This window comes from Streptomyces sp. NPDC085946 (genome assembly GCF_044540485.1).
In the GTDB taxonomy this organism is placed as follows: domain Bacteria; phylum Actinomycetota; class Actinomycetes; order Streptomycetales; family Streptomycetaceae; genus Streptomyces.
Map to the genome: position 1 here is coordinate 16,714 of NZ_JBITSF010000030.1, position 20,050 is coordinate 36,763.

Annotated in this window: 12 protein-coding genes and 3 pseudogenes; 10 read left to right on the forward strand and 5 right to left on the reverse strand. The window is 67.4% G+C overall.

From position 1 onward, the window contains the following. The first annotated feature begins 121 nt into the window (after positions 1–121). Together ACIF8T_RS35490 and ACIF8T_RS35495 are read left to right on the forward strand one after the other, a co-directional pair. On the forward strand, positions 122–1,612 hold the full coding sequence (locus tag ACIF8T_RS35490; RefSeq protein WP_400041056.1) for a DUF2637 domain-containing protein: 1,491 nt from the start codon (positions 122–124) through the stop codon (positions 1,610–1,612). A 625-nt stretch (positions 1,613–2,237) separates the two neighbouring features. Next, positions 2,238–3,083: a hypothetical protein gene (locus ACIF8T_RS35495; RefSeq protein WP_400040973.1), complete on the forward strand. Its 846-nt coding sequence runs from the start codon at positions 2,238–2,240 to the stop codon at positions 3,081–3,083. 44 nt (positions 3,084–3,127) lie between these two features. Here the strand turns inward: ACIF8T_RS35495 and ACIF8T_RS35500 are convergent. Then, positions 3,128–3,578: pseudogene (locus ACIF8T_RS35500) on the reverse strand (transposase family protein); the annotation flags it as partial. Between the two features lie 196 nt (positions 3,579–3,774). On the opposite strand from ACIF8T_RS35500, the gene ACIF8T_RS35505 reads away from it, so the two are divergent. Beyond that, entirely contained in the window at positions 3,775–4,158 is a 384-nt protein-coding gene (locus ACIF8T_RS35505; protein ID WP_400040975.1) for a hypothetical protein, read from the forward strand. A gap of 130 nt (positions 4,159–4,288) precedes the next feature. Beyond that, positions 4,289–5,036: pseudogene (locus ACIF8T_RS35510) on the forward strand (transposase family protein). A gap of 278 nt (positions 5,037–5,314) precedes the next feature. On the opposite strand, the pseudogene ACIF8T_RS35515 reads toward ACIF8T_RS35510, so the two are convergent. Next, positions 5,315–5,479 (reverse strand): annotated as a pseudogene (locus tag ACIF8T_RS35515) (hypothetical protein); the annotation flags it as partial. Between the two features lie 114 nt (positions 5,480–5,593). Between ACIF8T_RS35515 and ACIF8T_RS35520 the strand changes: the two are divergent. From ACIF8T_RS35520 to ACIF8T_RS35545, 6 genes are all read left to right on the forward strand, one after another. Continuing rightward, positions 5,594–7,234 carry a TIGR02677 family protein gene (locus ACIF8T_RS35520; RefSeq protein WP_400040977.1) on the forward strand — a complete coding sequence of 547 codons (1,641 nt, stop codon included), beginning with the start codon at positions 5,594–5,596 and terminating at the stop codon, positions 7,232–7,234. Further along, positions 7,231–8,556: a TIGR02678 family protein gene (locus ACIF8T_RS35525; RefSeq protein ID WP_400040978.1), complete on the forward strand. Its 1,326-nt coding sequence runs from the start codon at positions 7,231–7,233 to the stop codon at positions 8,554–8,556. Before ACIF8T_RS35520 ends, ACIF8T_RS35525 begins: the two co-directional genes overlap by 4 nt. Next, on the forward strand, positions 8,553–12,791 hold the full coding sequence (locus tag ACIF8T_RS35530; RefSeq protein ID WP_400040980.1) for a TIGR02680 family protein: 4,239 nt from the start codon (positions 8,553–8,555) through the stop codon (positions 12,789–12,791). Before ACIF8T_RS35525 ends, ACIF8T_RS35530 begins: the two co-directional genes overlap by 4 nt. Next, complete coding sequence (locus tag ACIF8T_RS35535) at positions 12,788–14,059, forward strand: TIGR02679 family protein (protein ID WP_400040981.1); 1,272 nt, start codon at positions 12,788–12,790, stop codon at positions 14,057–14,059. The genes ACIF8T_RS35530 and ACIF8T_RS35535 overlap by 4 nt, the downstream gene beginning before the upstream one ends. 455 nt (positions 14,060–14,514) lie before the next feature. Further along, positions 14,515–15,255 (forward strand): Imm52 family immunity protein, encoded by a 741-nt coding sequence (locus tag ACIF8T_RS35540; protein WP_400040983.1) that lies wholly within the window; start codon positions 14,515–14,517, stop codon positions 15,253–15,255. Positions 15,256–16,044: 789 nt separating this feature from the next. Then, positions 16,045–16,920 carry an alpha/beta fold hydrolase gene (locus tag ACIF8T_RS35545; RefSeq protein WP_400040984.1) on the forward strand — a complete coding sequence of 292 codons (876 nt, stop codon included), beginning with the start codon at positions 16,045–16,047 and terminating at the stop codon, positions 16,918–16,920. Between the two features lie 713 nt (positions 16,921–17,633). Here the strand turns inward: ACIF8T_RS35545 and tgmC are convergent. Genes tgmC through tgmA form a run of 3 tightly spaced genes read right to left on the reverse strand, consistent with a single transcriptional unit; the run spans position 17,634 to position 19,986 of the window. Next, positions 17,634–18,752: an ATP-grasp peptide maturase system methyltransferase gene (tgmC, locus tag ACIF8T_RS35550; protein ID WP_400040986.1), complete on the reverse strand. Its 1,119-nt coding sequence runs from the start codon at positions 18,750–18,752 to the stop codon at positions 17,634–17,636. Then, the gene (gene tgmB, locus ACIF8T_RS35555) at positions 18,749–19,696 is read right to left on the reverse strand and encodes an ATP-grasp ribosomal peptide maturase (protein ID WP_400040988.1); all 948 of its coding nucleotides are present in this window, start codon (positions 19,694–19,696) and stop codon (positions 18,749–18,751) included. The genes tgmC and tgmB overlap by 4 nt, the downstream gene beginning before the upstream one ends. Next, positions 19,693–19,986 carry a putative ATP-grasp-modified RiPP gene (gene tgmA, locus ACIF8T_RS35560; RefSeq protein ID WP_400040990.1) on the reverse strand — a complete coding sequence of 98 codons (294 nt, stop codon included), beginning with the start codon at positions 19,984–19,986 and terminating at the stop codon, positions 19,693–19,695. The genes tgmB and tgmA overlap by 4 nt, the downstream gene beginning before the upstream one ends. Between the last annotated feature and the right edge of the window lie 64 nt (positions 19,987–20,050).

The window sequence follows — 20,050 nt, forward strand, 5'->3', positions numbered from 1 at the left end:
TCCGGCACCAGCACCGCACCACACCCCGACACCGCACACCACACCCGCACCCGCACCCGCACCCGCACCCGCACCCGCACCCGCAGGCAGACCATCCCTCACCCGCGCCCACCGTTGCCTCATCACCACCGTCGTCGCCGGTGCCGTCGTCATCGCCGGTATCGGATTCGCCGGGTCGTACGCGGCCGTGCGGGAACTGGCCGTCCAGAAGGGCTTCGGGAACTTCTCCTACGTCTTCCCGATCGGCATCGACGCGGGCATCTGCGTCCTGCTCGCCCTGGACCTGCTCCTGACCTGGATCCGCATCCCCTTCCCGCTGCTGCGCCAGACGGCGTGGCTGCTGACGGCCGCGACGATCGCCTTCAACGGCGCGGCGGCCTGGCCGGACCCGCTGGGCGTGGGCATGCACGCCGTCATCCCCGTCCTGTTCGTGGTGTCGGTGGAGGCGGCCCGGCACGCGATCGGCCGGATCGCGGACATCACGGCGGACAAGCACATGGAGGGCGTCCGCCTCACCCGCTGGCTGCTCTCGCCGGTGCGGACGTTCCTGCTGTGGCGCCGCATGAAGCTGTGGGAGCTGCGCTCCTACGACCAGGTGATCAAGCTGGAGCAGGAACGTCTCGTCTACCAGGCGCGGCTGCGGTCCCGCTTCGGGCGGGCCTGGCGGCGCAAGGCCCCCGTCGAGGCCTTGATTCCTCTCGAGCTGGCCAAGTACGGCGTTCCTCTGACCACCACAACGAAGCCGATTCCAAGCACATCAAGGGCGGCGATACACCTGGCACCCCCGCAATCAGCCCTGAATGACGCGACTCCTGGCGCTATACCTCATAGTTCAGCAGTTTGTGACGGACCGAGACAGCAGGCAACTCCTGCCCACCAGCGGCGTGCTGGCCTGCGGAATGCCACCAGCGCAAAAACCGGCCACACATCCAGCAGTGAACACGGCTTCAGGGCACCTCAGCACCAATCAGCACCCCAGACAACGTCCGCTGAAGACAGAGCTTCGCGGCCATATCAAACCCACAACCCCGCCGATACCGCTTCATCAGAAAGTCCAGCCGACAAGAACTCCCCCACCCCAGCGGCCAGCCTATCCCTCAACAGGGACCGCCGGGCCGCGCAGCTACCCCAGAAAACTTCAGCCGATACCGCAAGCCCGCGGCCCCCGCTTTCCCGGCCACAACGCTCCCGTCACACGGGATCACACAGTGGCCAAGCTACTCAAGCTCCCCAACTTACCCTTGTTGACCGTTACTACAAAGCCTGGCTCGACTTCCAGCAGCAGTACGGCAAAGAACCCGCCGCAAGTGAACTTTCCCACCACCTCTCCAGCCATCATGACCTCCGTAACAAAGAAGGCAAACCAATAAGCTCCAAGACGCTCGCTCGATATCTGCTGGACTTCCGCATCTACACCACCTGGGCCCGACACCGAGCCCACACCCACAACCCACCCCTGCAGCAGATCACGAAAGAACTCGCACGACTCGGCATCACCGGCCAGTACAACAGACCCATACAAGAAAAAGACTTGACCCAACGCCACCAGACCTACGAACGACGCTGGAACGCACTCACCCAACCCACCGCCGATCACACACAAAAGGGGTGAAAATTTGAACATCAGGGGGAGGCATCCTGCTCATGGGCCGTGTTCTGCTCTTTGTTCGAGGGGAGCCGTTGCCGGCAGCCGAGAAGAGGAACTGAGATGACCACCTCTGCACCATTAACGGTCCCAGAGCCGGGCATGTCGACGCGGACCTGCCCCGGCGATGAGGCCGAACTCTGCGCAACATGCCACCGGCCGACCCATAAGCACGGACGCTGAGCCTGCTTCCTGCTGTGCGACTACTGTGATGCAGCGCCGATAGAGCAGTTGGAGGCGGCAACAGCGAGTGGCCTGACCAGTTCCGGCCGCTCAACCTGGGCTTTCGCTTGGATCAGGCTGGGTCAGGAAGTGGCGTCTGGTGCTGTGCATCGCAAGGTTGAGGAGGGAGCTCCTGCGGAGCATTGGCGACCGACAACAACGCCGTGAGGTGCAGTGTCCAGGCGTCACGAGCCCAGCAAAATCCGAGCGAAAGACCCCAGGTCCGTCGCGCGTTGATCTCGGTACGGGGTTCTGGCGGCTCCGCCGCGGCGGTCGGCTTCTGGGGACAGTGTTCGCAGACTCGGGGCTGCACTGTGACCAGCGGCCGCGCTACTATCGCCTGCTGATTGATCGTTACGAGGGGGCGGGGATGCGCAGTCGGATCGAGCAGTGGAAGACCAAGGTAGGTCCACTGATCTTCTGGACGACAGTCGTATGCGGCGTGGCAGGGCCTGTCTTTTTGGTCGGGGGTGTCGTAGGAGATGTATATGGGTTCTGGACGTGGGCGTTCACGACCAATGTCCTCTCCAGCTTCACCGGCCTTTTGCTGGGCCTGCTTCTAGCTATGGTTTTTATCTCACGCCTGAACGAGGAGCAGCAAAAGATCGCCCAGAGAGAGGAGGCAATTCGGAGGTCTTCGAACAGAGTTACCGACTTTTTCAACGAATTGAAGCGCCCGTTCTCAGGGGATGAAGCTCAGATCGTTGCCAATCTGCAAGAGCTGCAAATTGCTAACCGCAACCTGAAGCGGCAGCTCAAGGATGAAGATGGCCCCCAGGATTGTGATCAGCGCCGCGCCGAATCTCGACTGGTGCACGAGCTGGTGGTGGAGCGGAACACCGCCCGCACCGCGGCATACACGCTGCAGGGCAAGGACTTGAACGCCTGGGTCTCACTTCTGGCGCACCGCTGGGCACGGATCGAGAGCGAGGTACGCCCTCTGGTACTCGCAGCAGGCTTGCACTGGATCTCCGACGCTCACGACGTCACGATCCAGCGAGCCGTGCAGAAACTGGGATCAGTCGAGCTTCCGGCCAGGGTCCGCATGAGGTTCATGGGGTACCAGCGCTTCGAGCCGCCATTCGTTCCTGATTCCGCAGAATGGGCTGAAGCCAGGGAGCTGCTCCTGAAGGAGGTAGAAGAGGAGGTGAATTTGACCTCTGCTCTACGGGATGTGATCAGTCTGATGGCGCAGATCGAGCGCATCGGCACTTAATACTCAAGCAGGACTTTTAAATTTCCCTTGGTCAACGGCCTGGCAACGGCTCCGGGCAGAGCCGGCGACGCCCACAGCAGCCGGCCGGACGGACCGGCCAGGGCCTACACGTATCCCGTGCTTCTTGTGCTTGCCGGAGTAGTAGGGCCGGTCCGCAGCGATCCGGTCGATCGGCAGCAGGGTGCCGTTCAGCAGCACGAACCCCTTCGTCGATGCCGTCCGGGCCGCTTCCGCGAGAGTTGGGGCGAGCGCTGTCAGGAGCTCGACGGCCTCGGTGATGTACCGGTAGGTCGTCGTGGTCCCGATGCCGAAGCCGGCTGCGAGCTGGGCGTACGGGTGGCCGTTGCGAAGGTGGGCGAGGGTGAGCAGAGTCTGACGGCCAGCGCTCAGGCGCCGCCACCGGGTGCCGAGCTCCCGGCGGTGCCGGTGGAACTGGGCGGACAGGAAGCGAAGGGCGGAGCCGGCCACGTCGACGCCGGACGGGTAGACAAGCACACGAAGCCTCTGGTGGAGACGGATTTCTTGGCCGAAAACCCATCTACCAGGGGCTTCACCTGCCTATCAGCCCAGCTGCCCGCCCAGCCCGACAGGCTGGAAAGAGCTCACTCTGGAGCGAAGAAGTTTTTTCGGCCAACTCTCCTATCTCAAACGGGCATTGATTCCCTTGGAGGGGTCAAGTACCGTGTCTGTCGTGGAAATAAGCCGCCCCGTCAGGGCTCAGGGATTAATTAAGAAGATCACCGCCACAGTGGCGGTCGCCGTCGGCTTGACGATTTCAATGCCAGCGACCCCCGCCGCTGCGGTCAACACCGTTGACTGCGGCACTCCGGTGATCCAGGAGTATGCACGCATAAAGACGGACTACCTTCCGGGGCCGGTATGTCTCGCCAATGCCGGTTCGATGAACATGCGCCTCTATCTCGCGACAGATTTTCATTCTGGCAACAACAAGGTCACGTTCTTTTACACCGTGCAAGAAAACAACACCCAGACCTCTCTCACTCTCGAAAAATGGCAGGACCGAGGCCTCGCGTTCGGCTTCCATGCCACCGTAACTTCGGTGGTGATCTGGTGACGAGGACGCCGCCACCACACTGAGCTCTTTCCAGCCTGTCGGGCTGGGCGGGCAGCTGGGCTGATAGGCAGGTGAAGCCTCTGGTAGATGGGTTTTCGACCAAGAAGCCCGTCTCCACCAGAGGCTTCGTGTGCTTGTCGACCCGTCGGGCGTCGACGTGCCCAGCTCTGCCCTTCGCTTCCTGTGCGCCCAACTCCGCCAGCACCGCCGGGAGCTCGGCACCCGGTGGCGGCGCCTGAGCCTGGGCCGTCAGGCTCTGCCCACCCTCACAACGGCCACCCGTACGCCCAGCTCGCAGCCGGTTTCGGCATCGGGACCACGACGGCCTACCGGTACATCACCGAGGCCGTCGAGGTCCTGGCCGCTCTCGCGCCCACCCGTGCGGAGACGGCCCGAACAGCATCGTCGAAGGCGTTCGTGCTGCTGGGCGGCACCCTGCTGCCGATCGACCGGATCGCTGCGGACCGGCCCTACTACTCCGGCAAGCACAAGAAGCACGGGATGAACGTGCAGGTCCTCGCTGATCCCTTCGGCCGGCTGTTGTGAGTTTCACCGGCCCTGCCCAATGCCGTCCGCGCGGCCCGCAAACACGGCATCGTCGACGCCCTCGCCGAGGCCGGCATCACGTGCTGGACCGACAAGGGCCACCGAGGTGCAGGTGACACGGTCCGCGTCCCGTACCGGGCCGGCGGGAGACCCTTTCCGCCGGTCAGCAGGCCGTCAACCGGTCCCACGCGAAGATCCCCGCACTCGTTGAGCAGGCCATGGTCACCCTCAAGTTCTGGCGGCTCCTCCACAAGCTCCGGTGCTCGACCACCCGCACCACGAGCCTCGTCCAAGCCGTCCTCATCCTGCATCTGACCAGCTCAGACCGATGATGGAAAAGCCTCAGTGTTACGGTCGCCGCCTGCTGGGGCGGCGACGAGCGGAATGCCGGTGGCATTGGTGATCAGATGGTGTTTGCTACTGGTTCTGCCTCGGTCAACAGAGCCTCGGCCCGTCTTGGAACCTCTCTTTAACGCCCGGATGTGGGAGCCGTCAACCACCGCCCGAGAAGAGTTCAGGACGTTCGAGCTCCGAAGCTTGGCAAGGAGGACTTCGTGCAACCGGGGCCACGCCCCGGTCCCGGACTACTCGGCCAGACAGCGCCGGCAGGTCATGCCCGAGCCGAAACCGAGTTCCTGCGGTAGATGCTCCTCGAAATCCCAGTCTGCAGGACAAGCAGAATGCCTTGGAAGACCGGCCGGGCCGGATACCGCTTGGGTGCCGGGTGCCGGGTTCGGCGCTCCACCTTGGGCAGCAGCGGCTCGATCACCGCCCACTGTTCGTCGTCGACTTCTCATGGCGTCAGAGACTGAGCCAGGCCTGGCACGCGTCCGTGGCATTTTTGGCCACACACCGGCGGCGGCCGGATGCACCGCGTAACCTCGCAGGCATGGAGGCACCCGCACCCGGCGCAGCGCAAAACGCCGCAACGCAGGATGTCCACAGCGAGGCGCGCCGGCGGCTGGACGCGTACACCTACCTCAGTGCTCCCGAGCGGTTGGAGCATCTGGCGATCATGCGGGTCTTCTGCGGGACTCTGCTGGCGGACCTGGCTGTCCCTGACGTCCTGGCGAAGCTGCGTCAGGACGAGGGCTCTGCCGCCGGGCTCGACGCCGATACCCTCACCGTCCGGCTCGAACAGCTGGTGAAGTGGGGCAACCTACTGCGCAGCAGCCACACCGTGAAGGCGTCCAGCATCAGCGAGTACCAGCGGTCCCGTGCGCGCTACCAGTTGTCGAAGCTGGGCGAGCGCATCCAGCGGAACGCCGACGGGGTCCTGGCCGAGGCGGACGCCGCCCGGGAGGTGAGCAACGAGCTGCTCGCCTTGGTCGAGCGAGGGCTCAGGGAGCTGGCCGAGCTCGTGACCGCGCCCGGCGGCGTAGAGCCGCAGGACGGGCTGGAGCGGGTCAGCACGCTGTTTGTGCAGTTCACCGAGTTCGCGGATTCCATCCGGGACTTCTACGCCTACCTCGGTCAGGTGCTGGCCCGGTACGACCTGGACAGTGCCGAGTACCAGGGATTCAAGGAGCTGCTGCTCGACTACGTCGAGGCCATCACGGAGGACGTGGCGTTCCGCGGACCCCGGATTTCGGCGGCATTGGACACGCTGTGGCCTCACGTCCCGGGTCTGCTCGCCCGGCTGGACGCCCATGCACAGGGTCTCACCGGGCTGTCACCGCAGGGCGACGGCCGCATGGAGACGCGGGTCCAGCGCAGCCGTGGGCGCGAGTTCGCGGACTGGGAGGGCCTGCGCGGTTGGTTCAGCGACACCGACGGGCAGGGCAGCCAGGTCGATCAACTGCGGGACGCCACTCTGCGTGCATTGCAGTCGCTGCTCGCCAATGCCAAGCGGATGCTGCGGTCGGCCACTGGGGAGATGTCCCGGCGCAAGGACCTGCTGCGGCTGGCCCGGTGGTTCGAGGAAGCGGCGCCGCAGGACGCTCATGACATCGCCGTCGCTGCCTTCGGGCTGTATGGCGCCCGCCATCTGGGCATACCTCCGGCCACCGACGAGGTGGTGCCCGCCTCCACGAGCTGGTGGATCGGCCCGGTGGTCGAGGTGCCGGTGGCCCTGCGGGAAAGGGGCAGCCGCGCCCAGCGGGGCCGGACGTCTACGGTGGAGGACCACTCCGCGCAGAAGCAGCGGCTGCAGGAGGCTGCCCGTGAGCGGGCTGCGGCCAGGGCAGCGGCGGCGGACGAACTGCGCAGTGTCTCGGGGCGATTCGCCGAGGTGCGTCTCACCTCTGCAGCGCTCGGGCTGCTCCTGGAGCTGCTGGCCACCGCACTCGGGAACGCGCAGCTGAGGCGTCGCGCCGGCACGGGCGGGGAGGGCGCGACGGAATTCGACCTCGACCAGGCGCACAGCGAGGACGCTGAGCTGGGGATCCGGCTCACCGTGCGACGCACGGCGGGCGCCCGGTGCGTCCTGCACTCGGCTGACGGCGACCTGCTGCTGGACGACCTTGAGCTGTACGTCGGCCGTACCTCCTCCAACCCGGCCGACGGTGATGCGGAGGTGAGCGTGTCATGACCCTCCCCTCGACACACGATGTCGCCCTGGCAGCCGAGCGCCGCAGCGCCGCCCGGCTGCTGCTCGCCCACCCGCTGGTCACCTCGGACGGCCCGCACTCCGACCTCTTCCCGCTGATCCGCAGGCATGCCGACTGGCTGGGCAAGCGGTTCCAGCAGGTGCTCGGCTACCGCCTGCTGGTCGACAGCTCCTACGCCCGGCTGTTCAAGGCAGGGCTGGGGGCAGGCGCGGGCCACCGGCTGGAGCGCTCCACCGGCACCCCGTTCAGCCCGCACACGTACGCCTGCCTCGCGCTGGCCCTATCCGTGCTGGTGACCGCTCCCGAGCAACTGCTGCTGTCACAGCTGGTGGCCGACATCAGGGCCGCCGCGGCTGATGCGGAGATCGAGCTGGAGGAGACAGGTAGGGCGGCCGGGAAACGGACCTTGGTAGCGGCTCTGCGCCTGCTGGTCGAGTGGGGCGTCCTCATCGAGACCGAAGGCCATGTAGCCGCGCTCGCGCAGGATGCGGACGGAGAGGCCCTGATCACAGTGGACCGCGAGCTGGCCCGCGTCGTCGTCGCCGGCCCGCTCGCCCAGGCCCGTGACGGGGCCGACCTGGTCCGGCGGGCAGCGGACCCCGGGTTCGGCGGACCTCGCACCTATGTGCGTCGGATGCTCGTCGAGACACCCGTCGTCTACCTCGACGAGCTGACCGACGCCGAACGCGACTGGTTGCGCACCCGGCAGCGCCGCGAAGCGCAGGCGTTCTCCGAACTTCTGGGCCTGGAAGTGGAGATCCGCGCCGAGGGAGTGGCGCTGGTGGATCCAGAGGACGAGCTGACGGATCTGCACCTGCCGAGCACCGGGACGGTCGCGCAGGCCGCGCTGCTGCTGGTGGAACGGCTCGTGGAGCGGCTTCGGCCGCGGGAGCCCGGACACCCGGCGACCGGGGGGACGCTCGTCATCGGCGTGGCTGTCCCGGACGGCCTGGTGGACGAGCTGCTGGCCGAACTGGTCGTCGAATACGGCCAGCGCAGCAACTGGCAGCGCGGCTATCTGGAGGACATTCCCGCTCTGCGGGTGGCCGTGCTGGACCTGCTGTCCCGTATGCGGCTGATGGCCCGGAGCGGCCGGCTGCGTGCCGAGGGGGACGGCCTGCCTGAGGGGTACGCCGAAGAGGCACCCGAGGGGCGCACCGTGACCGATGTCCGTGAGGCACGGCCCGGCGGTGACGGCTGGGTGCTGCTGGCCGCGGCGGCCCGCTACGCCACCCAGGTGACCGTGCGCCCGACCACCGCAGCTGGCAAGAGCACTGACGTTCAGGAGGAGTTGCCGCTGTGACCACCGATGCGCGTGGCCTCATCCCGCTGTCGCGTTCCGGCCCCGCGGCGACCGCCGGCACCCGCTTCCGGCTGCACCGCGCGGGCATTCAGAACGTCTGGCAGTACGACGAGCAGGAGTTCGCCTTCGGCGACGGACGGCTGCTGCTGCGCGGCAAGAACGGCGCGGGCAAGTCCAAGGCTTTGGAAATGCTGCTCCCGTATCTGCTGGACGGCGACTCACGGGCACTGGATGCGACGGGCACCGGCCGGACCACCCTCGCCTGGCTGATGCTGGACGGGTTCAAGCAGACCAACCGTCTCGGCTATCTGTGGGTGGAATTCCGGGGCACGACCGACGGCGGCGACCACCGCCACCTCACCCTCGGCGCCGCCATCCGCGCATCGAAGTCGACGCAGAAGGCGCTGCCGACGTTCTTCGTCACTGCGCTGCGTGTCGGTGAAGACCTGCACCTGGTCGAAGGCGGACAGCCCCTGCCGGTCGACCGGCTCAAGGAGATCGTCGGCTCCGACAACATCACCGACCGCGCGGTCCTCCACCGCTCGCGGGTGGCCCGGGAACTGTTCGGCATCACCGACGCGACCCGCTACCGCAACCTCACCCAGCTCCTCCACCGGCTGCGGCGGCCCACGGTCGGGGACCGGATCGAGCACGGTGGACTGGCCTTGCTGCTGAGCGAGACCCTGCCGGGGCTCGACGAGGAGGTGGTTGAGAAGGTCGCGCGCAACCTCCACGATCTCGACGCCGTACGCGACGAGCTCGGCCGCCTGGAGCGCACCGATACGGCGTTGCGCACCTTCCTCACCAGTTACCGCGGCTACCTGTCCGGAGTCCTGCGTACCTCCGCGCAGGCAGTGAGCCGGGAGCTGGAGGTCCTCGCGCAGCGACGCCGGGCGGCCGGAGACGCCGCACAGCGGACCAGCGAGCTGAGGACACAGCAGGAGGAGTCGGAAGCGCGGCTGGAAACCCTGCGCGAAGAGGAAGAAGCCGCCCGGACCGACCTCGCTGCCCTGCACGACAGCCACGCCTACCGCAGCCTGCACGAACTGTCGGAACGCCGCACCACGGTCGAGGCGCTGCATACCGCCGCCGTGGCCGCCTTCACCGCCCTCAGTAACGCACACGGCGCAGAGGAGGGCACGGCCGAGCGCCTGGCCGACGGTGTCGAACACCTCGGGAGCCGGCTCGCCGAACTGGGCACCGAACACCGGGAGCTGCTGACGCAGGCGGAGAAGGCCGGGCTTCCCACCGGCCATCTCGGCGAGGCAGTCGCCCTGCCCCGCACGGTCCGCTCCCAAGCCGCCGAGACGGAGCTGACCGCTCCGAACGGGGAGACGCATACCGTGCGGCAGCCATCGGTCGTCCTCGTGGACACGGCCGTGGTGCAGGATGGACTGCGGTCCTGGCACGGGCAGCTGGAGGCCGCCGAGACGGTCGTGAAGAACCGGACCCGGATGGTCCAGGAGGTGACGCGTCTCACCGCGCAGGCCGAGAAGGCCCGAAGCCGGGCGGTGCAGGCCGACACCGAGCGGGAACGGCTGGAGGGCGAGGCGGAGGAAGCCGCTGGCCGTCTCGGCGCCAACCGCGAGAAGGTCGCCGAGGAGAGCGGTGCTTACGGCCGCCGGGTCGCCGAGTGGGTCACCCGCACGCAGACCGACGTCGGGTCCGACTGCCCGCCGCTGGACGCCGTCCACACCACGGTCGCCTGCGAGAGCTCCACCGACGCCCCGTTCGCGGACCGGACACTCCCGCCGGATATCGACAGCCAGGCGTGGCAGGCCGCCCATGCCGCACTGGAGCCGTACGGCGAGGAACTCACCAGGCGTCGCGACGCCCTCGCACTCACCGTCGGCCGGCTCGACGAGGAACTCGACGGCCTGGCGAGTCAGAAGCGTGACTGGGAGCGACGTACCGATCCCGAGCCGCCGGTCCCCTACCACCGCGTCGCCGAAAGGGCACCGGGCACCGGAGCGCCTTTCTACCGGCTGGTGGACTTCACGGATGATCTGAGCCCTGAGCGTCGAGCCGGTCTGGAAGCGGCGCTGGAGGCCAGCGGGATCCTGGACGCGTGGGTCGGCGCGGACGGCGCCCTTGTCGATCCCGGCACCCGTGACACTCTGCTGCGTCCCAGTTCTGCGCTGCCGGACCGGCCGAGTCTCGCCTCGGCCCTGCGTCCGGCGCCCCAACCAGGGTGCGGGGTCACGTCCGAGCAGGTGGAATTTCTGCTGGCCGCCATCGCGCTCGCACCGGCCGAGGAGACGACCGCTCATAGCGCGGTGTATTACGACGGAACTTGGCGTCTGGGCATCCTCACCGGACAGCACTACAAGAGGGACGCCGAGTATGTGGGAGCCACCGTCCGCGCCGACACCCGGCGGCGCATCCTCGCCGGGCTGGAGGAGCAACTCACACAGGCAAAACACCGGCTGGCCGACGCCCGTCACGAACTCGCCGAGGCTGATGCCCGGCGCCGGGCCCTCAGGCTCGCGGAGCAGGACTTCCCCCGGGCCCGAGATCTCGCCGATGCCTGGAGCAGAGCCGAGTCGGACGAGAGGACTCTGCGTGACCTGACCGCCAAGGCGACCCGCGCAACGCGGCTGGCCGAGGAGGCCCGCGCTCTCGCCGTAGCCACACACTCCGAGGCGGACGCCACCGCCACCGCCCATGACCTGCCCAGCGACCCCGTCGAGCTAGAGCGCGTGCGCACCGCGCTGGCTGCCCTCCTCACCGGCATCGGGCGTCTTCGCCGAGCGATCAGCAGCACAGGCGAGCGGCTCGGTGCCCATCATGCCGATGCCGCCCGGTACGACCGCGCCCGGAAAGACCGTCTGGACGCGGAGGAAAACTACCGGCTCCGCCTGACCGGGCTGCGCACCGCGCAACAGGACCTGCGCACCCGCGAGGAGGCCATCGGGGCGAGCGAAGAAGAGATCCTCACCCGCGAGCAGGAAGCCAGACAGCGCATCGCGCACGCCGCCCAAGCCGTCCCGGTGGCACAACGCATCTGGAACGACCTGCACGACCGGCGCGTGCGCGCGGAAGAGGAGGAAAAGCGCCTGCGCGAGGACCTGGCCGCCCAGGAGACGGCGGTCATCGCAACCGGCGGCGCCCTTCGCGGCGCACTCGGCCGGCCGGAGGTGGTGCGCGGCGCCGGGCTGGACCGGTCCTCACTGTCCGAGGACGTGGTGGACGATCCCGGCGCGGACGTCCGCAGCCGTCTGCGCGCGCTACAGGCACTGGCCGACGCGGTACAGCAGGCTCTCGGCCGCCCGAAAGGCGAAGTGTCGGACAGCACCCTGCTCAACCGGCACACCGACCTGCGCGACCAGCTGGCCGGCGGCTACGACGCACAGCTGGAGGAACGCGACGGAATCAAGGTGTGCCGCCTGATCGACGACCACGGTTCCCACGACGTCGCGGCCGTGGGCGAGCGGATCGCCGTCCAGGCGGCAGAGGCCCGGGGACGGCTTACCGAGCGCGAACGTGAGGTGTTCCAGCGGTTCCTGACCGGCGAGCTCGGCGACCATCTCTCGGCCCAGGTCATCACCGCGGCGAACCTGGTCGCGGCGCTCAACGACACCCTGCGGACCGTGCGCACCTCCCACGGTCTCGGCGTGGAGCTGTTGTGGAAGCTGGACGAGGACGTCGACGCGGACGTGAGGGCGGCCGTGGAGCTGCTGCGCAGTCCGTCGAGCCTGCGCACGCGTGAGCAGACCGAGCAGCTTCGCGAGGTGCTGCAACGCCGGATCGAGGATGCCCGACGGGCCGATCCCTCAGCCGGTTACGCCGCCCATCTGCGGACCGCGCTGGACTACCGCGACTGGTTCCGTTTCGACACCTTCGTGGTCGAGGACGCCGCCCCGGGACGCAGACGGAAACTGACCGGCCGCACCGGGCTCAGCCAGGGCGAACAGCGGGTCCTCTCCTACCTCGTGCTCTTCGCCGCGGCCGCCGCCCACTTCACCAGCCTCGCCGAGTCGGCACCCCATGCGCCGCGACTCATTCTGCTCGACGACGCCTTCGCCAAGGTCGACGAACCCACCCACGGGCGGCTGGGGCGGATCCTCGTCGATCTCGACCTCGACTTCATCCTCACCAGCGAACGGCTCATGGGCAACTGGCCGGAGGTTCCGTCCCTGCACATCTACGAGTGCCTCCGTGACCCCCATGTGCGCGGGGTGGCCACCCTGCACTACACCTGGAACGGCCGACACCGGCGTCTGGTGTCCGTATGAGCAAACTACCCGTCGCGACACGGGACTGGCTGGCCGGTCCCGGGCTCGCCCGACTCTGGGAGGCAGCGCGCAAGCGCCTTGAGAGCAACGGCGTGCAAGCCATCGGGTCCCTCCGGCTGACCTCGGCGAACGCTCAGGAACGCAACGACCTGTCGCTCCTGCTGGGCAAGCCCGTCACGGGTGCTGTCATAACTGTGCGCCTCGATGCCCTCGACACACGGCTGCGCACCTCGGCGGCCGGACTAGGGCTCAGAGAGGTCCTGGAGGAACTCGGCCCTCCGCTCACCGACCGCCGTGCCGTCCGCGCGGGCATCGCGGCACGACGCGAGCACGTCTGGTCGTCGCTCGTCTCGGCGCTGGACGCCTCTCCGCTCGCCGGCCAGGAGTGGACCGGCCAGTGGTACGACCTGCTGCGTCGTACCGGCGTACCGAGAGGAGTGACACCAGAAACGGCGGTACGAACGCTCCAACAGGCGGTGCAGGTCCTCACCGTACTGCTCGGCCCGGAACGGGGTGGCACCCGGGGACGAGGAGAACTTGCCGCCATGGCGACCGGGTCCGCACACGGCCTGGACGACGGCACCTGGCTCGCGCGCCTCGTCCAACGCGGCGTCGCTCTCGCCTATGACACCAAGTTCCCCGGCGACGCGGCCGGTCGGCGCGCACTGTGGCGGCTGGTGTCCGTCACACCGGATGAGGTCTCCAGCACAGTGCTGACCTACGGACTGCGGCCCGTCGGCGGGGGATGGCAGGAGCAGGCCCTGCGAGAGCGGGCCGACCATCACGCCGAAGCTCACCTCACACCGCGGGACCTGCACGACCTGCAGCTGCAATTGCCCGCCAGAACAGTGATCTACATCTGTGAGAACCCGCGTGTAGTGGAAGCCGCGGCGGACGCTGCCTGCGTCCGGCCCTTGGTGTGCACCTCCGGCAGCGCCGCCTCGGTGGTCCTCACGCTCCTCGACGCTCTCGCCGCCACCGACTGTCGCTTTGCGTATCATGGCGATTTCGACTGGCCGGGCATTGCTCTGGCGAACCGGATCATCCACCGTTACGGAGCCCTGCCCTGGCGCATGAGCGCCGAGGACTACGAGCGCCTGGCCGCTCGCAGTCAGGGCGAGGGAATCCCACAGCTGCCGCTTGACGGCCAGCCCGTCAGCGCGGCATGGGACCCGGATCTCGCCCCTGCCATGACCTCCCTTGGCGTCGCGCTCCATGAGGAGGTCACCCTCGACCTTCTGGTGAACGACCTGTCGGGTCTTATGTAGAAACGCTCCGGGACACAGGGCAGCGAAGAGCGTCTGGGCGCACCGCGATGAGAGCACCCCCTTCTGACAGACACCGCAGTGAGCTGGGTGTCGCCGCGCTCTCCGATGGAAGAGTAAGAGTTGGGTCACATCCGTAGTGCCCACCCGTGATCATGATCAGATCCTCGGCCCCGAGCAGGAGAGGATGTCGCTGTGCCGGTCCTGCGTCAGATCACCGCATGGACCGAGGCGTCGGCCGTCGTCATGGTGCAGCGTAGTCACGTACCGGGCCGTCCGAGACAGAGGCTCCTCACCGATGAGCAGCGGCAGCGGTTCGCATCCGCGTACTCCCGTCAGGAGGCGGTCCATGCGGACCTGTTGGGTTGGTGGGAAGGGACCGTCCGGCAGAAGCGGGCTCCGGCCCTTGCCGCCTCAGAGGCGGCCCAGGCGTGCTTGCGGCCCGAAGGAATGAGGTGATGAGGGTGCTCAGGCTGGTCGTCAACGGCACTTGGGGCCTGCGGGTGGAGGGAGCGCAGCAACTCGCCGAGCGGTGGCTGGCGTTCCTGGACGCCCTGGAGGGAATCGCCGGGACCTCCTTCCCTGGATGGCGTGAAGCAACCGACAACGACCGGACGGCCCCCCTGCTGTCACCGTCCGTCGCGTCCTTGACTGACTACCTCCGCAGGGAGAATCCCGAGTCCGAGGCGGACCGGGCCGCTCACACCGCGTCGCTGTGGACAGCCGGAGCGGGCCTGCCGGAACTGGTGGTGAGTGTGAGCGCCGGCGGATCCTCGCCCCACGTCGCCGGTTCGTGCGCGGTGCGGATGCGGTCGCGCGAGCTGGACGAGTCGGCACCGGTGGCGCGCCACTCCGCGGAGATCCTCCGGGCCCTCGCGGACTGCTGGGACGCCGACTGGGGCCAGGCCTACAACCGTGCCGAGTACGGCGCGGTCGAGGAGGAGTTCGGCCTGGAGGTCCCGGACCCCCGCTGCTGCCGCGCCGCCTATCTCTCCGCCAGGCGTGCCGAGCTGGTCCCCGAGGACCTTCCGGGAAAACCCGCGCGCATCCGTACCAGCCACGACGGACTGCTCATCGACCTCACCGACGGCGGCACGCAGCGCCCGGACATCAAGACGATGCTCGAGGTCAACCGGGCTCTGCGAACGGCAGGCGCCTTGGCGCGGCTCCCCGAGCCGTACGACAGGGCCAAGCTGTAGAAGAGGGAACCGGGCTGCCGGCGCGATAGCGCTCCAGGAGCGGGGCTTCCTGCGGGGTCCTGCATGGGCGTCCGTCGGCACGAGCAAGGGTGAGGACATGGTCAGCAGCCGGTCCCCGCCCTCGGCCAATCTCGCCGACCGTCCGAATGAACAGTGACTGCATGATCAGTGTCGACGCCGTCAAGGCCGCGGTCACCCGCAGCGACCGCGATATGACCTTATGGCTGACCACGTCGGTGCTGCTGTGTGCGTCCGGCTGTGTATCTGTTGTCGGGGCTTGCTGTTCACCGCTTGGCCGGTGCCATCAGCGGGTCGCCCAGTCTTTCGCCGCTCGTGGTCAATGTGGCCATCCTGGTGTGTGCCGGCCACACTCATGCCCTGACTGTGCTGTGGCATCCCGCCGCCGCGCCCTCGATGCTCTGCGCTGCTCAGCCGTGATCTGGGCGCCGATGTGCGGCTGGCGATCGCTGCCATGACGGTTGGCTCTGTTCACGAGATGCGGCTCTGGCACAACTTCTGTGAAACAGGACGAGGACGTCCTCCCTCAGAGCGTCCGCAGGCACCTGACCTGGGCGGACCCGAACCTAGTGCTGCCCGAAGGCCAGAGCACCAGCCGCCTTCACAGAAGTTGAGCCAAAACCCGAGAACGGACAGCAGATGTTCATCACTTCGGGAGGCCCTGAAGGGTGCCTGTCGATTCGAACAGCATGCGGGCTCCGCAGCGTCTGCCTCGCTGTCGCGACCGGTGATGGAACGGCAGCTGGATGCGTGCACGGAACAATGCGGCTCATGGACTACGGCGTGTGTGAACCAGTGAGGCTTGGACAGACCCAGCTGTTGGACGGTCGACTCCTGGGCTGGGCGGAATGGGGACCAGCCAACGGCACCCCAGTGCTGTTGTGCCCGGGGGCGGCTACCAGCAGGTGGCTCGGTTTCGGCGGCGGCGTCATCGACGCAGCAGGTATCCGGCTCATCAGCGTGGACCGGCCCGGCCTCGGCGCCTCCGACCCAGCCCCCGGCCGGACCCTGACCAGCTGGGCCACCGACATCCGGCACCTCATCCAAGAGCAGGCCCTGCGAGCCCCGTCGGCGGTGGGGTTCTCGCAAGGGGCACCGTTTGCCCTCGCCCTGGCCGCAAATGGTCTGGTGAACGCGGTAGCCGTGGTGTCCGGCAGCGACGAACTCGCCCATCCTCGCTGCACACACATCCTGGCCCCGCAGGTGAGGGACATGGTGAACGCCGTCGCAACCGACCCCGACGCTGCTGAGGCCTCCTTCGCCGGCTTCGGCAGCGCCAACGCATTGTGGGATCTGATCATCACGACGAGCCCCGAAACAGATCGCACGGTCTACACCGACCCTGTCTTTCAGCGCGCCTTCCGGCGCGCGATGGACGAGGCATTCAGCCAGGGCCCAGCTGGCTACGCACGCGACACCGTCCTGGCGATGGGCCGCTGGCCGTTCGACCCAGCTGACATCGCCGTCCCGGTCGACCTCTGGTACGGGGAGCAGGACACCAGCCCGGTCCACTCCCCGGATCTGGGCGAATCACTCACCCAGATGATCCCAAAGGCGACCCGGCACCTGCTTCCCGCCGCCGCGGGATCCTTGCTCTGGACGCATGCCGAGGCCGTCCTGCGCACCTTGCTGACCCACGCCCGATGACGACGGTGGAATCGAGCAGCCCATCTGCAACCAACCTGCTGTACTGGGAATCGAACGGCACTCTGTGTCGGCATCTCTCGAAGTGGTGAACATCTGCTGCCCATTCTCAGGTTCTGGCTCAACTTGTGTGGTACGGACAAGAAGCACTTGCTCCAAGAACCTGCTCCACCTGTCTGACCTGCGAGGCGCCGGGCAGGACAGCGTCCTGGACCCGACATGACCGCTGCCTTCACAAAAGTTGAGCCAGAGCCCATTCTCATGAACAGAACCACACTGCCCTTCTGCAGTCTTGAAGCTGCCCCGGAAGTCGGTGACGCGCGCGATTTTCGGAGTCACCTCGATCTCGGCGGCCACGACCCACACGTGGGAGAGGTCCGGCTTCTCCTCCGGCGCGGGCGGGGCCGACAGAACCTCGGGGGTGGATTCCTCGAGCGTCTTGGCTTCGACCGCAGCAGCGGGCGCCGGGGCCGACTTAGGCGCACAGGCTCTCCTACAGGTGAGAGCGTCCAGTCTCGGGCGAGAGGGCTGTCGCGGTCGTCACCGTTCCTCCGGATCACTGTGGGTTGACATAAAGCACAACCCCCCTCTCCCGGAACGTCAACGCCAGTGATCTGTTACACCCCAGGCCCATCCTGAGTCCACACGACCACGTGCAACGGAGAGCCCCGCTCGTTCACCGGAGGGAGTTGAACGAGCGGGGCGGGTCACGGGGCCTACCAGTGGAGAGTTTGGGCTTCTGTCGTGACGCGTACGGTTGCCTCTTCCACCGCCGGTGTACCGGCGGCGTACCAGCGACCGAGATGCTCCTCGACTGTGTCCCAGAGAACTTCAGGACCGCCCTGCCGGACGACCCAGCGATCGGCCTCCTCGTACAGCGCAGCCCACGAGCCGGTGTCGACGTCGACCAGGACGTCCTCCGTGCGCTGGTTCTGCTGTAGCTTCAAATGCTGCGCAGTAGGCACAGCGAACTGTGCGACGAACCGGCTCGTCCAGTCGGTCAGGACGTCGGCGCCGACGATGGCCTCGCGTTCGGTGCCCTTGCTGAGATCGGGAAGCAGGCCGAGCGGAGGCGGCAGATGGGGGCGGGCGAGCATGAAGCTGACCTGTCCGCCCAGTACCGGCCCAGAGGCTGTACCGTCTCCGTGGACGGTCAGACGAACCAGCTCGGACGCGTTGAGCCAGCCACCGATGGTGGTCAGGATCTGCCCGCCCGGCCGGGTCTGCTCCAGCCAGGCCGCGGGCACCGTGCGCACGGCACAGGTGGCGATGATTCGGTCGTACGGTGCGCCTTCGGTATCGCCGGCGAGGCCGTCTCCCGTCAAGAGGGTAGGAGATGTACCGAGCCGACCGAGGGCCTCCCGCGCGCGCTGTGCAATACCCTCGTCGTACTCGATCGAGGTGACGTTCCCGCTGCCAAGGCGAGCGCAGAGCACTGCGGTCGAGTAGCCGGTGCCCGTGCCGATCTCCAGCACCTTCATGCCCGGCTGCACCTGCAGATCCTCGAGCATGCGCAGCACCAATGAAGGGAGGGTGCTCGAGCTGGTCGGCTCGCGCATGATCTCGCCGCGGATGTCCGTCGGCTGGATCGTGTTGGCAATCTGTGTCACCAGGGACTCGTCGGCGTAGCACGCGGACAGCCAGCCGTCTTCATCTTGTCGGACCGGGGCCCAAGCGGTAGGCGATGAGCCCGGCACTACGCGGAAGAAGCCGCCGCGGAGGAATTCGTGTCGGGGTACTGCGGCGGCGGCGTGCTTCCAAGGTTCCGTGCGCAGGGAACCGCTGGCCGTCATGCTGTCGATGAGCTGTTGGAGGAGCTGTTCGTGGTCGCTCACGGTTTCCTTTCCAGTAGGTCGGCCAGGGCTGCGCACATGGGCAGACCGGTCTCGGTCTCCAGCCAGTACCACTGGCCGGAAGGGTTGCATTCCAGGAACCACCATCGCCCTTGAGCGTCGAGCGCGAAGTCGAAAGCTCCGAAGAGGAGCCCAAAGTGGTCCATGTATGTGTGAAGGGCCAGCTCGACCTCCGCCGGAGCTGTCACGGGGGCGTAGCTCAGGCGGCTGTAGTCGGTGCGCCAGTCCAGGAGGTCAGAGTCGATCCGGACGCAGAATGTATGGGGGCCGATGACGGTCACACGGACGTCTGCCGTCTTGGGCACGAGTTTTTGGAACAGGTGGGCTGTCCCGGCGACGCGGTCGTCGATGTCTTCGGCGGCCACCTCGGCGATCTTGACGACGGATGAGACGTCATCGACGCGATACACGGGGTTGTGCAGGGGCTTATAGATCACTGGGCCGTGCCGTTTGATGAAGGCCTTGGCGGCATCGGGGTTGGAGGTGATGAGCGTCGGCGGTACACGTAGGCCGGTGTGCGCCGCGATGGCAAGGCCAGAGGGTTTGAATTCGGCGTCGCCGATGCGGTGTGGGTGATTCACGTACAGGCAGTCGGGCAGCGACGCGATCACGCCCCCGAGACCGTAGCGGGCCTGCGTGACGGCGAAGCGTGCATCCTGCTCGTCGAGGTGCGGGAAGGCGAAGCCAGTCGGGCGGCGGTAGTAGAGCGCGCGAACATTGGCCAGGTCGGCAGTGCGGGAGGGGGTGTTGAGGTGGCCACGCATGCCGTCCTGGGTGATCTCTGCCTCCACCGACAGTGATGCGGGGAAGTCCCCGGAGTCGAACCGCACGACCGGGACACTCCGGTCGTGCAGCTCACTGATCACCACGTCGGCGGTGGGGTCGTACAGGCTGGTGACGACCAACACCGGACGCGGATCACTCACTGGTCGCTGTCGCTCCCGGTGTCGCTGTCCTGGGTGCTTCCGTTGCCGTCGGGGCTGGTCCCCGTCGACGGGGAGGTGCCGGTGCTGGTGCCGTGCCCGGGCGTCTCCATCACCTGGCCGGAAGCGTCGAAGAACACGGCCGTCTGAGTTACCGGATTCAGCTCGACCTGGGCGTAATCGGGAGCCATCGTCGGGTACGGTGCCATGCGGCTGATGCCCCAGGGGATCGGGGTGGTAGCGCCCTGCGGGACCGCTGTGCTGGTGGGCAGGCGGTCGGAGTGGGTGAACATCTGGAACTCCTTCGAGTCGCAGTTGCAGGATGGGTGGGCGGGCCCGTCGCAGAGGTGGAGTTGG